This window comes from [Phormidium] sp. LEGE 05292 (assembly GCF_015207735.1).
In the GTDB taxonomy this organism is placed as follows: domain Bacteria; phylum Cyanobacteriota; class Cyanobacteriia; order Cyanobacteriales; family Aerosakkonemataceae; genus Floridanema.
Genome location: NZ_JADEWG010000001.1, coordinates 84,459 through 104,368 on the forward strand (window position 1 = coordinate 84,459; position 19,910 = coordinate 104,368).

Sequence of the window (19,910 nt, forward strand, 5' to 3'; positions counted from 1 at the left end):
ACAGAGATTATTGAGCAGTTCAAAATAGGTAAAAAGCTGAACATAAAAGCTTTCTTACCCTCTACCTTCTGCCTTTGGAATACTTGAGAGATTTAGAAAAAAACTGAGGAAGAAAAAAATTTTAGAAATTTCTCAAAATATATAAAACTTTTCAACCACAGAGACAACAAGAATCATGAGCTTTTGATTGCAAGTCATCAGTCTCACAAGGAAAATATTAAATTGTCATAGCAATTCTCCATCAAGTGTACTTAATACTTCGTAATTATCCTCCCTGAAATCGTAGCTAGAGATAACACTCAGTACAGAAAGTATTAAGCATATTCTTAAAGAGAAATGGATAAGCTGACACGCATTTAAATTGGGATTTTTGAAGCCTCAATTCCTTACACCAAAGGTTTCAGGCTAAAGAATTTAAATGCTGAACAGCTTATAGAGAGACGTTTGTTGAAACATGAAATAATCCATGAGTCACTAAAAAATTTTTTATCTACTACAAAATAGCGTACCGCTCGCTATAAAGACAACTGGTTGGTAATAAACTTTATAGAAACTTTAATCATTTTGATGTCCTGAATCATTTTATTTAATTAAAATTACTTATCAGGCTAGCATAGCTATGCCAAAGTCCAGACCCATTTAAAAATAACTGTTGTCTACTGTAAATTATTGAAATAATTTTAACTCAAAGTGTACGCGATAAAAACATAATTTGCATATTTGAACCAATCCAGTGAACAGATGTAAGAAAGAATGATTAAGTAGTCGCAAATATGCAGTATCTTTTTTAACTAAAACTTTAATCTTTATTGATGAAACTGTAAATACTTGTGCTACATTTTTTTACTTATAGTAAGTTTTACAAAACTATTTTTTTTATATTATAATAATAAATTGAAAGGCTATAATCCTTACCAAATCCTTACCAATTTCTTCCCAAATCTTTACCAGATCATCTATTAAAATACACATAAGATAAATAAAATTTATCAACGATCGATCTAGACGTAAATGGCTGAGCTTTACAGATTCTTCATAATTAGAGCTTTACAGTTGATATATATATTTTTTTTATAAATTTGTGTTAAATATGTATAATAAGTTACTTATAAAAACTATTTTACCGTATTCTCCAAAGCTATAATAGGGCTGGAAAAACCGAAAAATAAGCTTCAAAAAACTTTACCAGGAAATTCAAACCAAACCTTAAATTATTTTAAGCTACATTACTAGTACTGAAACACATTACAACTACTCTAGCTGGGTGAGTTACTATAAATCTATTCGTTAAAAAATTTTCATACACTGTATAAAGCTAACTGGAGTCATAGATGGAATCTACAGAAACTTCTACAGGATTGCAGCATTACTGGCTAATTATCAAACGGCGTTGGCAACCCGCATCCTTTGTATTTATGTTAGTTGTTGTCCTTTGCACCTTAATTACGTTCCGAGAAAAACCAGTTTATGAAGCAGTAGGAAAACTTTCATTTAAAAAGATCAGTCCTACTTCCTCTTTAACAGGCTTAGGGAAAGAGATAGGAGAAGTTACTGCTGTAGGAGAACAAAGTAATCCATTAAGTACAGAAGTAGAAGTAATCCGATCTGTGCCAATGCTCCAAAAAACCATTAATCAGCTAAAATTAAAAGGCAAAGAAGGAAAAGCACTAAAAATTAATGATTTTTTAGCCAACCTGAACGTAATTAATATTCGCGGAACAGATGTACTAACAGTTTCTTATAAAGATCAAAATCCGCAAATAACCGCAGCAGTTGTAAATACATTAATTAACCTATATATAGAAAACAATCAAACTGTGAACCGGATGGAAGCTGCGGCTGCTCGCGATTTTCTGGAAAAACAATTACCTCAAGCAGAAGCAGCTTTGCGGCAAGCAGAAGCAGCTTTGCGAAAATTTAAAGAACAAAATAAAGTAGTAGTTTTGCCGGAAGAAGCTAAGTCAGCAGTAGAAGTAATTGCTAAATTGGAAGAGCAAATTGCTGTAGCCAAATCTCAATACGCCGATATAAATGCTCAAAAGCTTTCCTTTGAAAAAGAGTTGCAGATGAATCCTAAGCAGGGGTTAACAGCAACTTCTCTGAGCCAATCTTCTGCGGTACAGGAAGCACTCAAAGAATATCAGCAGACAGAACGCCAGTTGGCAATAGAAGCAATACGCTTTCAGCCAACACACCCTGTAATAGTCGATTTAAAAAATAAGAAAGAAACGTTGCAGGCTTTACTAAAAGCTCGAATTGAAACAGTTGTTGGTGAGGCAAAATTAAATAAGGGAAATTTACAAATTGGAGATTCAAAACCAAGGCTCATTGAAGAATTTGTCAAAGTGGAAGCGAAACGCCAGGGTTTAGCTAATCAGATTGTTGCTTTATCAAATGTGCAAATGGCATATAAGCAAAGAATGAACGTTTTGCCCAGGTTGGAAAAAGAACAACGAGAACTAGAAAATAAATTACAAGTATCACAATCTACATACGCGCTACTATTTCAAAAGCTTCAGGAAATCCGCATTACAGAAAACCAAAATGTAGGTAATGCACGCATTATTGAAGCGCCTGAAGTTCCTGAAGAACCTATCACTTCTCGGAAGAAATTATTTATTGTTTCAGGTGTTCTGTTGGGTAGCCTGCTGGCTATAGCTACGGCGCTGGTTTTAGAATCTTTAGATAAATCTTTGAAGACGGTTGAAGAAGCAAAAGAATGTTTTGGGTTGACTTTGCTAGGAGTAATTCCGGCGCTGAAAAAACCGGACAAAGTTGCTCAGGGTAATTTCTTTTGGAAAGATAAGCCTAATCACAAAGACTTAGAGCGACCGACTCCAAAGATTGTAGTGACAAACGATTTACATACTCCTATTAGTGCTGCTTACCGGATGTTACAAGCGAATTTGCGATTTCTGAGTTCTGATAAAGAGCTAAATACTATTGTGGTGAGTAGTTCGGTTCCTCAAGAGGGTAAGTCTACGGTATCTGCAAATTTGGCGGTAGCTGTGGCACAAGTGGGACGTAAGGTGTTACTGGTGGATGCAGATATGCACCATCCTGTGCAGCATCGGATTTGGGATCTGACTAATCAGGTTGGTTTGAGTAATGCTATTGTCGGACAAGCAGAACTAAGAATGGCAATTAGGGAAGTGATGCCTAATTTGGATGTGCTCACTTGTGGGGTAATTCCACCTAATCCTATGGCTTTACTTGATTCTCAAAGAATTTCTTCGTTAATTGATGAGTTTACAACGCTATATGATTTGGTGATTATCGATACGCCTTCGTTGAATGTGGCTGCTGAGGCGCTGATTTTGGGTAAAAAGGCAGATGGTCTTTTGTTTGTAGTGCGACCTGGTGTAGTAGATTCTGCTAGTGCTACTTTTGCTAAAGAGCTGTTGGAAAAATCAAATCAGAATGTGCTGGGTTTGGTGGTGAATGGAGTGATTCCTAATCACGAACCTCATAGTTGTTATTATTTTGCTAATGAATCTTACTCAGATGCAGAGAATCTAACGGATGTCTTTGCAGATAAACACAGATAAATAAAATTGGCTCTCTCGTACTTGTGGTGGAAAACCTTGGTTTTTGGGATTGGGGATTGGGTACTGGGTAAAGGGATTCATTGTAGCTCAAGCGTTTCCCGAATTAATTAGCTTTACCGATCGCCATGAGTACAAGAGAGCCAAAATTATTAAACTTTTAAACTGCTACAGCGGCTTTTAACTGGAAGATTTTTTCGATCGCATCTTCTACAACTTTATCCGGTGTAGAAGCACCAGAGGTAATTCCTACGACAATTTTGCCAGCAGGTAGCCAATTTTCTACTACTTCTAAATCGCCGTGTAAAATTTTATGTTCGATGCGATTTCCAGGGCCGATTCTCTCAGCACAATCGATATGATAAGAGGGAATTTTCCGCTCGATCGCTATTTCTTGTAAATGCGTAGTGTTGGAAGAATTATACCCGCCAATTACTACCATTAAATCCAATTTTTCATCGACTAATTGGAACATGGCATCTTGGCGTTCTTGTGTGGCATCGCAGATCGTATTGAAGCTTTGGAAATGCTCGTTTAACCGATCGGGCCCATACTTTTTCATCATCGTATGTTCAAACAATTTACCAATTTGCTCGGTTTCACTTTTGAGCATGGTTGTTTGGTTGGCAATACCGATATGTACTAAATCTACATCCGGATCGAAACCTTGAGAACAAGCACGGCTGAATTTAACTAAAAATTCCTCACGGTTGCCACCATTGAGAATATAATTCGCTACATATTCGGCTTGTGCCATATTCAAGACAATCAAATATTTATCAGCAAAAGAACTCGTGGCGATCGTCTCTTCGTGGTTATATTTGCCGTGAATAATTGAGGTGTAGCTCTTTTTCTTGTGCTTTTCGACAGTGTTCCAAACTTTCGACACCCAAGGACAGGTAGTATCAACAATTGTGCATTTTTTTTCGGAAAGCAATTGCATTTCTTGGACGCTGGCACCGAAAGCGGGTAAAATTACCACATCACCCATACCAACGCCAGAAAAATCTTTGTTACCCTGTTCTACAGGAATAAATTCTACTTGCATTTCCCGCAATCTGTGATTCACAGAAGGATTGTGGATAATTTCATTAGTAATCCAAATTCGTTCTGTGGGGAAATGCTGACGAGTTTCATAAGCCATTGCCACCGCACGTTCCACACCCCAGCAAAAGCCAAACGCCTCTGCTAGTCGGATGGTGACATCTCCCCGTTCCAGGGTATAGTTATTTTCGCGGATTTGCTGAATCAGACTGCTTTCATACTCGGATTTCAGAACTCCAGCGACTTCTTCTTGATGACCGAATCCTTTACGATGGTAGTTTTCTGATTGTTGCAGTGAACGTTTAAAAGCTTTTGTATCCATTTTTGTCCCTTGTCTGAAAAGTCCAAGTGCAGATGTTTTCAGACTACCGGGAAATTGGCACAATTGTCATGTGATTTTAAGAAGGCAGAAGGCAGAAGGCAGAGGGCAGAAGGGAAGAAAGGCAGAAGGCAGAAGGGAAGAAAGGGGAAAGGGAATAGGATAAGTTTTCAATAATTTTCTCCCCTGCTCCTGTGCTCCTGTGCTCCTGTGCTCCTGTGCTCCTGTGCTCCTGTGCTCCTGTGCTCCTGTGCTCCCCTGCTCCCCTGCTCTCCTGCTCCCCTGCTCCCCTGCTCTCCCAAAACTAACTGAGAGTACATTTGCAAAGCCGATCGCCAAACTAGATAACCTTGACGGTTAAGATGTAATCCATCAGTGGTTAAATCGGCGCGAAGATGACCTTGAGCATTTGTAAATAAAGGATATAGATCTAAAAATTTTACTTCTTCTTCTTGGGCGATCGCAGCTATTTGTTGGTTAAGCTGTTGAATGCGACTGATGGGAATAGCCTTTAAGCGATCGCGCCCTTCCCAAGTTGCCTCTTCTCCACCATGAGGTAAAATCGACTGGACGACAATTTGGGTTTGGGGATGAACTCGCCGCAATCGTCGCAGAATCTTGCGGTAATTTCTTAACAAAGTCCGATCGTCTACTCCCCGAATCAAATCATTAATCCCAATCATGATGTAGATTCTTTCTGGTTGAGTGCGATCGAACAACCCCAACCTCCGCCATAAACCAAGAGAATCTTCCCCAGAAATTCCTTGATTCAACCAATTTTGGTCTGTGGGTAACAAATCTGGCGGAAACCATAAACTCAAGGAATCACCCAACAAAACATTTAAATGTGTTGGCTGTTTTTTAGCTGCTACTTCTGCTTCCTGCTGCAAAATAGTCATCCACTTTTGATATGACAGTTGGTGTCTTTTACCTAATCCAGGAGTGGCAGAAAAATCTTCTGACAACAGACTTTCTCTTGCAGGTGAAGTACTAATCTGATAATCAACTGGCCACCAACTATCACGTAGTAGCCAGCCAACCACCAGTATCAGTAAAGCATTAACAGCGAGAGACAGCAAAGCCCAAGTCGGGTAATTCTTGAGCGAATGTAATACCCGTTTGGATGTTAATGTTTTTGGTTCTGATTTGAGAGTGCGATCGGTCATTCGATTTTAAATTTTAGATTTTAGATTTTAGATTTTTCTGTTTCGTTCAGAATAGAACAAATCTAAAATCCAAAACGGTATAAATTACTCGCCCAGACTCAACCCGGAAGCAAACTCTTCTCCATAAGCTTCTTCGCCATGTTCGTTGATATCTAAACCTTGGTCTTCTGTCAATGGTTTTACCCGCAGTGGCATCACCAATCCCAAAAGCTTCAAGATAATTAGTGTCCCAACAGCAGCAAAGATATAGGTAGCTATCACACCAACTAATTGGGTAATGACTAATCCGGGATTGCCATATAGTAACCCATCACTTCCCGCGCTGTTAACTGCCTTAGTCGCAAAGAAACCCGTGAGAATCGCGCCTATAGTCCCGCCTACGCCGTGAATCGGGTAAGTATCTAAAGAATCGTCGAATTGTAACTTCGCCCGCAAGCTAACAGCCCAAAAACAACAGAAAGCAGTGATCGAACCTATTAAAATTGCCCCCAAGGGAGTCACGAAACCTGCGGCGGGAGTTACACCTACTAATCCAGCGAGGAAACCGCTAGCGATGCCAATCGCGGTGGGTTTGCCTCTTAATACCCATTCCACAATAGTCCAAGTTAGACCCCCGGCAGCAGTGGCTACCGTAGTAGCTACAAAAGCTACAGTTGCTAATGGGCCTGCACCTAAAGCACTACCACCGTTGAAACCCATCCAGCCAAACCACAGCAAACCAATTCCCAGTAGAACATAAGGGACGTTGTGAGGGGCTGCGGGTTGGGTGGGGTAAGTTTTCCTGGGGCCTAAAATCCAAGCAGCGACTACGGCAGAGACACCGGAACTGATGTGTACGACGGTTCCTCCGGCAAAGTCTAAGGCTCCCAAAGTACCGATCCAACCTTTGCCCCAAACCCAGTGAGCTAAGGGAGAATAAATAAAGGTAGACCAAAGGAGAATGAACCAGAAGTAAGCTTTAAAACTTACCCGTTCCACAATTGCCCCAGAAATTAGGGCTGGGGTGATGATGGCGAACATCATCTGGTAAACCATGAATAGTTGATGGGGAATGGTGGGTGCGTAGCCAACGGGATCTGGTTGATCGAAGGCAACACCATTCATAAATGCCCATTTCAAGCTGCCTAAAATGGGATTCATAATGTAAGGAGGATTGGCTCCTGGTGCCAGTTCGTTGGGTGCAAAAGCGAGGCTGTAACCCCACAAAATCCAGGTGACACCAACAACTGCCATTAGGATCAAGCTCATCATCATGGTGTTGAGGACGTTGCGCGATCGCACCAACCCCCCATAGAAAAAGGCTAATCCTGGTGTCATCAACAACACTAATGCTGAAGAAATTAACATCCAGGCACTATCCCCAGTATCGATTTTCGATGCTTCATTTGTGGCTGGTGTGGTAGCTTCCTGACGAGAGGCATCTGGTAAAGGTGACTCTGGTGCCGGGGGGGAAACTGCTCCCGGTGTCGGACTCGGAGAGACTAATGTAGGAGATGCTTCTGGCGAAACTGTCGGACTCGGAGAGACTAACGTCGGAGATGCTTCTGGCGAGACTGTCGGACTCGGAGAAACTAACGTAGGAGATGCTTCCGGTGAGACTGTCGGACTCGGAGATGGTGATTGCGCCAAGGATTGGATTGCCGTTGGCCCAACTAATACCAGAGCCGAAATTATGAAAGGAAGAATAAATTTTTTCAACACTTACCTTTTCCTTCTATTACCAACCAAAGATTTTACAGCAATGTTAATTGAACGAATTATAAGTATATGGTTTCTGTGTTTTTGCAAACAAAATAATTTAATTTTTCTAATCTTTTCTGTTTGTAACTTTAGTGAATTATAGTAAAAAACCTAAATTTTAAACATAAAGTCCCGCATATTTTCAGAAATTTTCCTGAACTTATGACGGGAAGATTATTGACAAACTAATGAATATATTTGCTGCAATTAGTCAAGCATTAACTAAAATTTACTAGTTATGCCACCAGAACTATTAGAAATTCCTCCTGATTTACCTCCCAAAGTGGAAGGGCTAGCTTCTTTGACAAAGCCGCTGTAGCCTTCCATTCCGTGTTCCCCAATATCCAAACCAACGATTTCTTCTTCTGGAGATACACGAATGCCCAAAGTGGATTTGAGTGCTAACCAAAAGATGGAACTGATCAGAACGGTGATGCCTCCGACGGAAAGAATGCCGACGATTTGAGGCCAGAGTGTGGTGAAACCGCCACCCATAAACAATCCGTGTGGGCCAATTGGTTTACCCGCCAGGTCAACCATCCAGGGATAACCACCAGGGCCAACAGCAAATAGACCAACAGCTAATGTACCCCAAATCCCGCAAACTAAGTGAACTGAGGTTGCACCTACTGGGTCATCTATTTTTAAGCTATCGAAGAAGGTAACTGCAAATACAACAATCACTCCAGCCACTAAGCCGATAATGAAGGCGCTACCCATGTTGACGTAGGCGCAGGAGGCTGTGATGCCAACTAAGCCAGCCAAGATGCCGTTGATGATCATGGATAGGTCTGGTTTACCAAGGTAAAGCCAAGCGGTAATAGTAGCTGCAATTCCACCGACGGCACCAGCCATGTTGGTGGTGAGGGCGATGTGTGCGATCGCTCTACCATCAGCAGCCATTGTCGAACCTGGGTTAAATCCAAACCAACCCAACCAAAGAATTAAGCAACCCAAGGTGGCAATACTCATATTGTGACCGGGTAAAGCCACAGTTCCGCCACTTTGATATCTGCCAATACGTGGCCCCAAAAATGCTGCGCCCATCAGTGCTGCCCAGCCCCCAACGGAGTGAACTACAGTAGAGCCAGCAAAGTCAAAAAACCCCATGTCTGCTAACCAGCCACCGCCCCAAATCCAGTGCCCAGTAATCGGGTAAGCAATACCAACGAGTAAAACGCTAAAGATTAAGAAGTCAAGGAATTTAATTCTTTCCGCCACAGCCCCAGAAACAATAGTGGCTGCGGTTCCGGCAAATACTAATTGGAACAAAAACTTGGCTTCTAAAGGTACACCTGTCCAGTTCAAAGCACCGAAAATGCCTTTGTAAGCGTCTCCTGTGGCAGGACTGTTATCTTGTCCGTTGAGGAACATTCCTCCTAGTCCACCGATGAAGTCGTTGCCGTCAGCAAACATCAAGCTAAAACCAATTGCCCAAAATGCAACGGTGGAAAGAGCAAATACAATTAGGTTTTTCGCTAAAACGTTAACCGCGTTTTTCTCCCGACAAAAGCCAGTTTCTAACATACAGAAGCCAGCGTTCATGAAGAAGACTAAAAAGGCGGCGATTACTACCCAGACTGTATCCAACGCTATTTTTAACTCAGCAGTTGTTGGGCCAGCCGCAGGTACAGCTGGGCTAACTACTGCTGAGTCAGCAGGTGTAGCTGGTACAGTTACAGGTGCGAGTACAGGCGATGGAGTGGCTGTGCCATCTGGTGTAGTTGTGCCTTCTATTGGTGATGGAGTTGGTGTAGCTTCTTGTACAACTCCTGGCTGTAAAGGTGTAGTGGTGGGTGTGGCATCTTGTGCGATCGCCATGTAACCCCACGACAACAAAATCATTAGAGCTAAAGGAATACAAGCTTGCCAACTAGGAGACAATCTCTTCACTCTCGCTGGCAATTTCTGCAAAAATTTTACACTTAATACTTGGTCGAGCAGTCTATGTGCAAATGGTCTTCTAGCTTTTGCTCTCGACCTCTTTTTTCTGAGGACTAATTTAGGCATGATTACCGCACTATTCTTTTTCGATGTGTAAAATGTCTCAGCTTTGTTTGACTAATTGTTTGGTGATTGTAACTTGAAGGAGAACCGTTTTAGATATGTTTTTCCCCTTTTACACTTAGGACAACTATGCGCTTTAGGTTTCAAATCTGACTATCGTCAAACTTTTTGTTTAATTATTCTGTAACAATTCATACAATTTCTCAAAAGAGTAAGCGGTAATTAAGGAAACACGGGGACAAGGAGACAAGGAGACTGAAAAATCCCCCAGCTAACAAAACTGTCCGATCGCTTAATGTGTTTCGGGCAAATATTGCTTGTAACCAACAGCATCTAGCTTTGTTTGCTTGTTATATACTGATTGTGAGAGATTTTGGCGGTATTCTACTACTTTTTCTTGCAATTCAGGATCGTAAGTTGCTAGAATTTGCACTGCTAAGAGTCCAGCATTGATGGCGTTGCCAATAGCAACGGTTGCTACAGGAATTCCGGCAGGCATTTGCACAATGGAATAAAGCGAGTCAACACCTTGGAGATGGCGACTGGCTACGGGTACACCAATTACTGGCAAAGGAGTTAAGGAGGCTACCATTCCGGGCAAGTGAGCAGCGCCACCAGCACCAGCGATAATAATTTTTAGGCCACGCTGGGCTGCTGTTTGGGCATAATTTACCATACGTTCGGGGGTGCGATGGGCGGAGACGATGGCAACTTCACAGTTTACGCCAAATTCTTCACAAATGGCGATCGCTCCCTGCATAGTAGGTAAATCAGAATCGCTGCCCATGATAATACCAACTAATGGTTGGTTATTGGTCATTTTACAAAAGTTCGACAGGTCAAAAGGTCATTAGTTATTCTGACAGAGGATGCAGCAAACAGAACAAATGATTTTTCCGGTGCAGATCGCTAACGTTAGATTTCCAGGGTACAAAGGGTTACAAAAAATCTTGACCGACTCCCAAGGCAAAATTACCAAAATTCAGCAAATGGGTGTTGTTAATTCCCAAAATTCAGCAGCAAAAAAACATATTATAGATGTTGCGGGTGACTGGGTTTCTCTAGGTGGAGTTGACTTACAAATTAATGGGGCGCTTGGTTTACCATTTCCCGAATTAAATTTAGATAATTGCGACAAACTTCCGATAATTTGTGATTTTCTTTGGCATCAAGGAATTGATAGCTTTTTACCAACTTTGGTAACTACTTCTATTGAAAATTTTCACCGTAGTTTAGCAATTTTTGCTGATTTTGTTAGTTCCCAGTCTGAAACTAAACCAACAGCAAAAGTTTTGGGTGTTCATTTAGAAGGGCCATTTTTAAATCCCGAAAAACGCGGAGCCCATCCGGCTGAGTATCTTTTGCCTTTAACGATCGACAATGTAAAACGAGTTTTGGGCAACTATGCAAATGTTGTAAAACTGATTACTTTAGCACCAGAATTAGATCCAAATGATGAAGTAATTCCTTATTTACAAGATTTGGGAATTACTGTCAGTTTAGGACATTCCCAAGCGACTTTTAATCAAGCAGAAAAGGCTTTTAAATTGGGTGCGTCAATGGTGACTCACGCTTTTAATGCTATGCCAAGTTTACATCATCGTGAACCAGGATTATTAGGGGCAGCAATTATTGATTCTAATGTAAGATGTGGTTTAATTGCTGATGGACAGCACGTTTCTGTACCCATGATGCAAATATTACTCAGTGCAAGTCATTATGAAAAGGGCATTTTTTTAGTTAGTGACGCACTTTCTCCTTTAGGTTTACCTGATGGTGTTTATCCTTGGGATGTCAGAGAAATTGAAGTAAAAAATAGTACTGCTAAGTTACCAGATGGTACTTTGGCTGGGACTACTTTACCGTTATTATCTGGAGTACAAAATTTGGTAAAGTGGGGAATTTGCGATCGAGAAAAAGCGATCGCATTAGCCACCGTTTCTCCTCGCAAAGCAATGGGAATTAAAGGTATAATTGGGCAATCTGTCTATCAATTATTACGTTGGCAAACAAGTCAATTACTAGAAACTAATGAAACTCTCTTAAGTTGGGAAAGACTCTTAACCTAACTCTAAAGTTGTCACGCCAAAAACTCGTGTAATATCAAACTCAGGTATGCCACGAGTGTACATTCTCACGCATTCAAATACTGGCTGCATACTATACTTTTGCGCTAAGTAAATAGCCTGGGAATTAGCATCAGGTGTATCGAGAAAAATTGGTTGATTTTGGGCATGGTTAATCAAAGCTAGAAACAGCGACTCTGCTATTTCTGAATCTTCAGCAAATAAAGGCCCAATTTTAAAACCATTGCGGCATTTTCTCAAGACTCCATAACCAGATAAATTGTCATTTTTTAAGAATCCGTAAGCAGCATTTTCCGGTTGGTTAATCCATTTTTGCAGGAATTGAGGACGGGGAGTGGGGAAGTATTGGCGATCGTAATTCAATAGTTTTTCCATTCCTACATCCGATAACAATACAAGACTTTTGTTAATCTCTGTAGTCATTCCCAAACCTGCGTAACGTACATGACGATAAGCTAGCTGAAAACCAAATTTACGATAATTTTCGACTTGTGCTAAAACTCCATCAAGAGCAATATTGCGATCGCCTAATAATTTTAAACCTGCGTTCCAAGTTTGTAAACCGAAACCTTGACCTCGCCAATTAGGTTGAACAATATACAATCCAATAAAACCAAATTTGTCATCATACCTAACAGCCGAAATGCTACTAATTGGTTCGCCATTAATTTCACCCATTAAAAAGCCACCAGGATCAGTTGCATAAAATGCTTCTGCATCGTAAATTCCAGGGTTCCAACCTTCTGTTGCTGCCCATTCTAAGGATAATTCTAAATCAGCAAGAGTCATCGGACGAATTTTAAATTGGTTGCTGTTCAGCATGGCGATAAAACCTACCTATTTGCAATTAACTGTTAACGAAAATTTTATATTCTTGTTTTTGCTTACCATAATTATGCTAAATTGATTCCTGGCAACTTGTTAGGCAAACCCAAATTCATGAACGCAGCTGACGACAAAACTATTGTTCAGGACTACTTTAATTCTACTGGCTTTGACAGATGGCGACGCATTTACGGCGACGGCGAAGTTAACAAAGTCCAACTGGACATTCGCAACGGACACCAACAAACTGTAGATACAGTAATTAGCTGGCTAAAAGCAGATGATAATTTAGCAGATTTATCCATCTGCGATGCTGGTTGTGGTGTGGGTAGTCTCAGCATTCCCTTAGCACAAGCTGGCGCTAAAGTTTATGCTAGCGATATTTCGGAAAAAATGGTGGGAGAAGCTAAAGATAGAGCACAAGAAGTTCTCGGAAATAATCATAATCTCACCTTAGCTGTTCAGGATTTGGAATCATTAAGCGGCAAATATCACACAGTAATTTGTCTAGATGTTTTAATTCATTATCCTCAAGAAAAAGCGGCTGATATGATTAATCATCTCAGTTCTTTATCAGAATCACGCTTAATAATTAGCTTTGCACCAAAAACTCCTTGTCTAAGTTTGTTGAAGAAAATTGGTAGCTTTTTTCCTGGGCCAAGCAAAACCACACGCGCTTATTTGCACCGGGAAGTTGATATTGTGAAAATTTTGGAAAGTTGCGGATTTTCCATCGAAAGAAAAGCGATGACTAAGACTCGTTTTTACTTTTCTCGCATCCTAGAAGCTACTCGTAAGTCAGCTTAAGGAATTGTAAGTAAAATTTCTTATTTAAGTTTGTTGTAACGAATTTAGTCGTTTCTTTGCCAGAATAGAAGGACTAAAGTCCTTACAACGAACAAGTTTGAACAGGTCTGTTGTAACGAATTTAGTCGTTTTTTTGCCAGAATAGAAGGACTAAAGTCCTTACAACGAACAAGTTTGAACAGGTCTGTTGTAACGACTTCAGTCGTTTCTTAGTTAGTAAAAATTATGATGCGAATTTTTCTCATGTTTGGGGCAATTTTTGGCGCTGTGTCTGTAGCTGCTGGCGCTTTTGCTTCCCACGCTTTGAAGGAAAAACTTACAGAAAGAGCGATCGCAATCTTTGAAGTAGGCGCTCGTTACCAAATGTATCACGCTTTGGCTTTGGTCTTGGTGGGGTTGTTGTTAACCCAAATTGAAAAACCCACACCGTTTCTGGTAACATCTGGGTGGGCATTTATTGCGGGTGTCATAATTTTTTCTGGTAGCTTGTACGCTTTGAGTTTAACCGGGATCGGGTGGCTAGGCGCAATTACGCCCCTTGGGGGTGCAGCTTTTATAGTAGGATGGAGTTGTCTGGCGATCGCTGCTTGGGCATTGAAGTAGTCAGCCATTAGCATTATTATTTTCCCCTATCATGTTTAATTAGAGGGGGGTGTCATGAAAGAACTCTTAATGATTTCGGGTGGAATTTTCTTAATTTTAATTGCTTTAATTGCAGTAACCGTGTTGGGAATAGTTGTTGCTGTGTTTATTTTTTTACCGAGATATCTTAAATCTCTGCCTCAAGCATTGGAGGTAAACGAGGAAGCACAAGATTATGTGAATGCAGCAATTCTAGAAACCGTCAGTGATTGGAATTTTCAAAAGCTTTACGAAAAAGCTACACCACAACTTTTAGAATTATCCCATTTAGAAGAAGCAGAAAAAATCGTTAATTTTTGTCGTCAACTGGGTAAATTAGAATCTTATAAAGGTGCGGTGGGAGGATGGCAAACTTCCGCAGAAGGAAGCAAAGAACTATATCCGAAGGGTAGTCATAAATTTGGCAAAATCACTTTAGGTAATTATGTTGCAGAAGCAGATTTTGAAAACGCATCAGCTACAATAAAAGTGCAAATTATTAGGCGGGAAAATCAATGGTTAATTAATAGTTTTACCATTAGCACTCAGGGAGTAATTACAACTTTGGGAATACCAACTACTTTAGAAGCATTAGTAGATACAGATCAAAAGAAACGTTTATTAGAAGCTTTAATTAAGGGAGATGAACTGAAAGATTAACCATTGTTTTTGAGTAGTTACCTAAATTTATGAAAAACCCAAGTTTTTTCATATTTGTAGGGTAAAATTACCATTATTGCGTTAGACATAAAATTACCTCCGCTCTTTTTTAGTAACTGGTTTATCTAGGGAAAAATTAAGGGTTTCTAGAAATTCTTCCTCTTTTATTTGAACTTCATCACTAATATTTAATAGTGATTTTGGTTCGCTCAGCAGTTGTCGCATTAATATTTGGATTTCTGTTTCAAATTGGCGCTTTCCTTGTTGAAAGAAATCTTCAGAACTTGAACGGTATAAACCGTTAGTTACCTGCTGAGGAATAGTATTCGCTAATATGGGCGAACTCAGTAATAAAATGAGTGAAATTCCCCATCCCGTCGCATTAGCTAGTCGGTAAAGTATCAGAGCCGGATTAATTTTCATTTTTTAGCACATAAATAATCCTGCGTCAATCTTATTATAGACAGTAGAAAAAGATTATTACTTATGATATTTTTTTTGTAACGCATACTTGTATAAAATATGGCAGATAGATATTTATTTTTGGCGCGTCGTGGCAAAAACCAATGGTGGCGTTACCTGTCAGGAATATCGTTGATTTTAATTTCTTGGTTAGTGATTGGTAATATACCTACTTTAGCTTTGATTCTTTTAGTATTTTACGATAGTGACGAGCCGACAAAGTTTAACTCTCAATTCAATCAAGTTGAGGAGATAGATTTATTATTTAATTATATAGTAACTAATTTTACTTTTATTGCTTTCATCGTTGCTTTGTATATTGCAATTAGATTTATACATCAGCGACAATTTATTAGTTTAATTACTCCGAGAAATAAAGTGAATATTTTCAGAATTATCCAAGGATTTTTGCTATGGTTGATTCTTTTAAGTATTGCTTGTGCGATCGAGTATGCACTATTTCCTCAGAGTTATGAGTTTAGTTATAACCAAACTAATTTTTTAATATTTCTCCCTATAGCGTTAATATTTACCCCGATTCAAACTAGTGTTGAAGAGCTTTTCTTTAGGGGGTATTTAATGCAGGCAGTTGGCTTAATTACTCGTCTATCCTGGATTCCGGTTTTGTTTTCTTCATTAATATTTGCCCTTCTCCATTTCGGAAATCCCGAAGTAACAGCAAATTTTTCTATCTTAGCTCTTTTTTACTTGGGATTATCTTTTTTCTTAGCCATTATTACTGTTAAAGATAATAGTTTAGAACTAGCTTTAGGAGTTCATGCAGCCAATAATTTATTTACTGTTTTGTTAGTTAATCCAACTAATTCTGCTTTACCAGGTTATGCAGTTTTTGAGTATACATTAAATCCCTTCTACACTTTAGTAAGTTATGCGATCGCATCGCTCATATTCTATAGGATTCTCTTGCAGAAAAAGCCAAAAAATAAACAAGATAATGAAACAACTAAAAGACCGGAACCAAAAATTAAAAGGAAACCCCAGCAACCAATTTAGCAGGTTCCCAATGCAAGAAAGCAGAAAGTATAAGGAATAAAAGACTTTACTCTTAATTCAGCTTTTTACCTGATTTCAACCGAGCGGTTACTTCTGCCTCCCTGCACTAACTTTTCCTTCAAAATCTTAACAATTGTAATTGAATAAAATTGTCCCCTTGCCTGTGATTTGGTTCTGTTACTACTTGCCCTTCGCCTAATTTGACAAGATAAGCATCTGGCAAAGTTTCTTCTAAATCTGGGCCACCAATACCTATAGGAAAAGTTTGAGTTCTGTAGGCAACAGCGCCATAAGCTGGTTGATAAAGACCTAAAGTAACCTCAACTTGACTAAATTGGTTGAAGTTGTATTGGTTAATTTCCAAATCCTCAACAACTGTAGGGTCGATTTGGATTCTGGATCTAGGTTCGACTTGTGCATTGGCAACAAGAGGCATCCCCGCAAGCAAAGCGGATATTCCCAAAACGGAAGCAATTTTGGCGATCGTTTGCATAGCTTGTTTCTCTGGTGTGATATTGGTTGAATTTATTTGTGCTACAAATCAATATGGTTTACTTCAGATGTAGAAACGTTTCACGAAACATCCTTACATCTGTAGCTTTTTCACTCTCACCACACTTAACAAATACTTTTTTCTAGCTAGCTTCTATATTTAGAGTAACAATTATGGATGAGCAATTTCGCAGTCTAAAGGTATAGATTTCTTAAAAATAAATATGTATCGTGAAGTTTGTATAAGATAACCATACAGAAGGATGAAACATTAGGACTTACGCAAAAATAATGCGTAAGTCCTGACATTAACAAATTGGACGATGACCGGGTTTTACGGCATGGATATACTCACTACCGGAAGTAGGCCATCCTCGTTTGTAAGCAGCTTCCTCTGGGTTTCCCCATCCCAACTGCAAGAGAATTTCCAGAAAGTCTGACTTTTCCCACTTGTAAAGATTAGCCCATTCTGTTCTATATGCGATTCTACTCACATCAGCGGGAGCGATCGCACGATAGTCTTTACCATGATTGACACTCAGATAAAAATCCATAGCGGATGTTACCTCATGCCAAAATTTCAGTATGGAGGATTTAGCAGCTTTTAAAATCTCCACATCGCTTGGTAAAGCAATTAAGTGAGAATCAACTTCTGGAAAGCGCAAAGACTTGCCATGAATGACAATCTCGCGCCAAACAATCCCAGAAACTTCATGTTGTCTTTGGTAATGATGAATAGTAGCTTTAAAATCTTGATAAGCTGTAAACTTTTGTACTCCCTCCGATTTCAAAAATCTGTCTATTAAAGGATTTCCCGAAGGTTTCGCACTCAAGCTAAGGCGCTGTCCAGTGAGACAGGCTTGACGCTCGTGCTCCAAAATTGTTATTAGATCCTGGGTGGTGTAAACCTTTGTCATGAGAACACCATTCAGTTGGTTTAAAGCAAGTTTAACCTCTGAACCAATATTTTTTGGTTATCCTTTACTAATAATTTGGAAATTTGGTTTTTTACAGGGTTGACACATTGACTTGACGAATTTGAAGCAGCGTTCCAGGGATTGCTTGCCATGAGCCATTCCTCCCGTCATCTCCCTTGTGACAGTTTTGGGTGCGGAATGTGGGTACTATCCTCAACCCAAAATCTTGTAGAGACGTTATATATAACGTCTCTACATTATGTCTAATCAACCGGACATGATATCAATTGGCTAACTCGCTGTTGAACTCGTTGAAAGCTCTTGGTTTTAACTCCTTAGACTCGGTACGAGGTAGCAAGTTAAACAGTTCCCGAAAGGCATCATCGATTTTTTCAAAGGGTACTTGTCCTTTTTCGTTAATTACTTGTTTACCTGACTTGTCAAGTAATACGACTTGGGGAACAAAATCTTTGTAATAATAACCAACTTCTGTGGGTGCGTAGTTGGATTTAATGGGGATGGAATCGACGCTGACGGGGATAAAGTCTGCGGCTCGACCGTAAAATGCTTGTAGTTGGGAAACAACGATCGCATATTGCTTACAATCTTTACTATCGTCGGCGTAATACACTAACAGAGTCGGCTTATCTCGTTTTAAGGACTCTGCTAACGTTACCTTTGGTGGTACTAAAGAACCATTTCCGCCATAAAGGACGAAAATATTGCCATCATAGTTATCATTGTTCATACCCGCTAGGGCTGAGGGTGTTCCGAAGAGAAATAGGCAACTGAGGGTAGCTACTACCAAGATTAGCCAGCTAAACAGTCGTCGTCCAGAATTGAGAAAAGTAGCGATACTCATTGTTACTCAGAATCCTTACGCTTTTATTATCTCAGCGCAACTGCACTTCTCTGATGCTTTCAATTAACACCTTATTACCTCTTACCAGGCGATACTCTCCACGCCAAACGCCGGGAACTAAAGGTTGACTGGCAGAGTTTTTCTTGCCAACGTAACTCAACCACACACGATGAGTGGATTTTAGCGGTTGCTTACTGTTAATTACAGTTTTACCATCAGGTGCTATCAGGCGAAACTGTTCTTCATCTCCCTGACGCACTCCAAAAGCTTGCACCCAAAACAACAATGCCGGATTATTTTTAGCTAAAGTAGTTTCTGCCAACTGTCCTTGCCAAATTTCTGCCATTTCTGGTTGTTTGCTAGCAAAACCTGCACGAATCAAACCTGTAGGAACATATTCTAAAGGTTTTTGCCACAAAGGTTGACGCGCCACGTTACAACCTTGAGAACTGCCAGTACCAACAAAAGGGTCTACAACTTTATCCTGATAGCGAACTGTTAAATGGACGTGGGGAAAAGAAGCTAAACCCGATTCTCCCACCATACCTAAAACGGCACCCGATGCCACTGATGTATTTGGTTTGACGACAACACTACCTTGGCGAAGATGACAATACTGACTTTGCCAGCCGTTACCATGATCGATAACTACACCGTTACCGCATTCTATACCTTGAACTCTGCTTTTGTCTGTTTGGTCTGCTACCCGAATGTCGGGAACTCCGTCGCGTATTCGTAAGACTTTCCCGGAAGCAACTGCTTTCACTGCTACACCTTTTGCCATCGCCCGTTCGTCTGGAATCGCAAAATCTGTGCCATTATGAGTGTCGTAGGTAAGTTGACCACAAGCAAAATCTATTGCTGCGGGACTAGGGTCACGGTCTAGATAGTGCATGATAAAACAGTCTTTGCCTAATGTACAATTAATCGGCAAGCCAAGTTTAAAACTGTTTCCTGCTGATTGGGCTGAAGTTATATTTGATTGTTTATTTATGGCAAGAATAACTGTGAGGAGAAAAACCAAAGTTGCTATAGCTAAAAAAGTTTTTTTCATGGATTTTTGGGGATTGGGGATGACAGGCAAGATGCCTGTCCTACGGGACCGCCATCGACTGGGGACTGGGAGAATTTTGAGTTAGGGAGAAAGTTTGACCAAGATTTAAAAATTTACCAACCTTCTTAATTAATCTTGTTCATCATGTAAATCCATCAACTTCAGCAAATTCTTAATTAATCCTGTTCATCATGTAAATCGATAAATACTGGTCTTGTCTTTAACTACTGCGACTAAAAAAAATTGCCGCTAGAATGATGAGACTTAAAAGTGTTAGGGGAACCCAAA

General features: G+C 40.0%; 17 protein-coding genes. 6 read left to right on the forward strand and 11 right to left on the reverse strand.

Annotation, left to right across the window (positions count from 1 at the left end):
• Window positions 1-1,331 precede the first annotated feature (1,331 nt).
• Window positions 1,332-3,548: a GumC family protein gene (locus IQ264_RS00310; protein ID WP_193977447.1), complete on the forward strand. Its 2,217-nt coding sequence runs from the start codon at window positions 1,332-1,334 to the stop codon at window positions 3,546-3,548.
• A 157-nt stretch (window positions 3,549-3,705) separates the two neighbouring features.
• On the opposite strand, the gene IQ264_RS00315 is transcribed toward IQ264_RS00310, so the two are convergent.
• From IQ264_RS00315 to purE, 5 genes are all read right to left on the reverse strand, one after another.
• The gene (locus IQ264_RS00315; RefSeq protein WP_193977449.1) at window positions 3,706-4,911 is read right to left on the reverse strand and encodes a 4-hydroxy-3-methylbut-2-enyl diphosphate reductase; all 1,206 of its coding nucleotides are present in this window, start codon (window positions 4,909-4,911) and stop codon (window positions 3,706-3,708) included.
• Between the two features lie 167 nt (window positions 4,912-5,078).
• Entirely contained in the window at window positions 5,079-6,074 is a 996-nt protein-coding gene (locus IQ264_RS00320; RefSeq protein ID WP_193977451.1) for an SGNH/GDSL hydrolase family protein, read from the reverse strand.
• Between the two features lie 84 nt (window positions 6,075-6,158).
• Window positions 6,159-7,775 carry an ammonium transporter gene (amt, locus tag IQ264_RS00325; RefSeq protein WP_322744557.1) on the reverse strand — a complete coding sequence of 539 codons (1,617 nt, stop codon included), beginning with the start codon at window positions 7,773-7,775 and terminating at the stop codon, window positions 6,159-6,161.
• A gap of 261 nt (window positions 7,776-8,036) precedes the next feature.
• Window positions 8,037-9,824 carry an ammonium transporter gene (amt, locus tag IQ264_RS00330; protein ID WP_193977453.1) on the reverse strand — a complete coding sequence of 596 codons (1,788 nt, stop codon included), beginning with the start codon at window positions 9,822-9,824 and terminating at the stop codon, window positions 8,037-8,039.
• A 289-nt stretch (window positions 9,825-10,113) separates the two neighbouring features.
• Window positions 10,114-10,641 carry a 5-(carboxyamino)imidazole ribonucleotide mutase gene (purE, locus tag IQ264_RS00335; RefSeq protein ID WP_193977454.1) on the reverse strand — a complete coding sequence of 176 codons (528 nt, stop codon included), beginning with the start codon at window positions 10,639-10,641 and terminating at the stop codon, window positions 10,114-10,116.
• Between the two features lie 49 nt (window positions 10,642-10,690).
• On the opposite strand from purE, the gene nagA reads away from it, so the two are divergent.
• Window positions 10,691-11,890, forward strand: a complete 1,200-nt coding sequence (gene nagA / locus IQ264_RS00340) for an N-acetylglucosamine-6-phosphate deacetylase (RefSeq protein WP_228061183.1) — start codon at window positions 10,691-10,693, stop codon at window positions 11,888-11,890.
• On the opposite strand, the gene IQ264_RS00345 is transcribed toward nagA, so the two are convergent.
• Window positions 11,882-12,730 (reverse strand): GNAT family N-acetyltransferase, encoded by an 849-nt coding sequence (locus IQ264_RS00345; protein ID WP_193977456.1) that lies wholly within the window; start codon window positions 12,728-12,730, stop codon window positions 11,882-11,884. The genes nagA and IQ264_RS00345 overlap by 9 nt on opposite strands.
• Before the next feature lie 117 nt (window positions 12,731-12,847).
• Between IQ264_RS00345 and bchM the strand changes: the two genes are divergently transcribed.
• The 3 genes from bchM (at window position 12,848) to IQ264_RS00360 (ending at window position 14,821) form a co-directional block, all read left to right on the forward strand.
• Window positions 12,848-13,540 (forward strand): magnesium protoporphyrin IX methyltransferase, encoded by a 693-nt coding sequence (bchM, locus tag IQ264_RS00350; protein WP_193977458.1) that lies wholly within the window; start codon window positions 12,848-12,850, stop codon window positions 13,538-13,540.
• A 225-nt stretch (window positions 13,541-13,765) separates the two neighbouring features.
• A complete protein-coding gene (locus IQ264_RS00355) occupies window positions 13,766-14,143 on the forward strand; it encodes a DUF423 domain-containing protein (protein WP_193977460.1) in 378 nt (125 codons plus the stop codon).
• A gap of 54 nt (window positions 14,144-14,197) precedes the next feature.
• On the forward strand, window positions 14,198-14,821 hold the full coding sequence (locus IQ264_RS00360; RefSeq protein ID WP_193977462.1) for a hypothetical protein: 624 nt from the start codon (window positions 14,198-14,200) through the stop codon (window positions 14,819-14,821).
• Between the two features lie 93 nt (window positions 14,822-14,914).
• On the opposite strand, the gene IQ264_RS00365 is transcribed toward IQ264_RS00360, so the two are convergent.
• The gene (locus IQ264_RS00365; RefSeq protein WP_193977464.1) at window positions 14,915-15,244 is read right to left on the reverse strand and encodes a hypothetical protein; all 330 of its coding nucleotides are present in this window, start codon (window positions 15,242-15,244) and stop codon (window positions 14,915-14,917) included.
• A 99-nt stretch (window positions 15,245-15,343) separates the two neighbouring features.
• Between IQ264_RS00365 and IQ264_RS00370 the strand changes: the two genes are divergently transcribed.
• Window positions 15,344-16,297 carry a CPBP family intramembrane glutamic endopeptidase gene (locus tag IQ264_RS00370; RefSeq protein ID WP_193977466.1) on the forward strand — a complete coding sequence of 318 codons (954 nt, stop codon included), beginning with the start codon at window positions 15,344-15,346 and terminating at the stop codon, window positions 16,295-16,297.
• A gap of 118 nt (window positions 16,298-16,415) precedes the next feature.
• Here IQ264_RS00370 and IQ264_RS00375 read toward each other — a convergent pair whose 3' ends face one another.
• The 4 genes from IQ264_RS00375 to IQ264_RS00390 form a co-directional block, all read right to left on the reverse strand.
• On the reverse strand, window positions 16,416-16,790 hold the full coding sequence (locus tag IQ264_RS00375) for a hypothetical protein (protein WP_193977468.1): 375 nt from the start codon (window positions 16,788-16,790) through the stop codon (window positions 16,416-16,418).
• Window positions 16,791-17,097: 307 nt separating this feature from the next.
• Window positions 17,098-17,706 carry a hypothetical protein gene (locus tag IQ264_RS00380; RefSeq protein ID WP_193977470.1) on the reverse strand — a complete coding sequence of 203 codons (609 nt, stop codon included), beginning with the start codon at window positions 17,704-17,706 and terminating at the stop codon, window positions 17,098-17,100.
• Between the two features lie 283 nt (window positions 17,707-17,989).
• A complete protein-coding gene (locus tag IQ264_RS00385; protein ID WP_193977472.1) occupies window positions 17,990-18,568 on the reverse strand; it encodes a thylakoid membrane photosystem I accumulation factor in 579 nt (192 codons plus the stop codon).
• Between the two features lie 31 nt (window positions 18,569-18,599).
• On the reverse strand, window positions 18,600-19,622 hold the full coding sequence (locus IQ264_RS00390; RefSeq protein WP_193977474.1) for a M23 family metallopeptidase: 1,023 nt from the start codon (window positions 19,620-19,622) through the stop codon (window positions 18,600-18,602).
• Window positions 19,623-19,910: the final 288 nt, after the last annotated feature.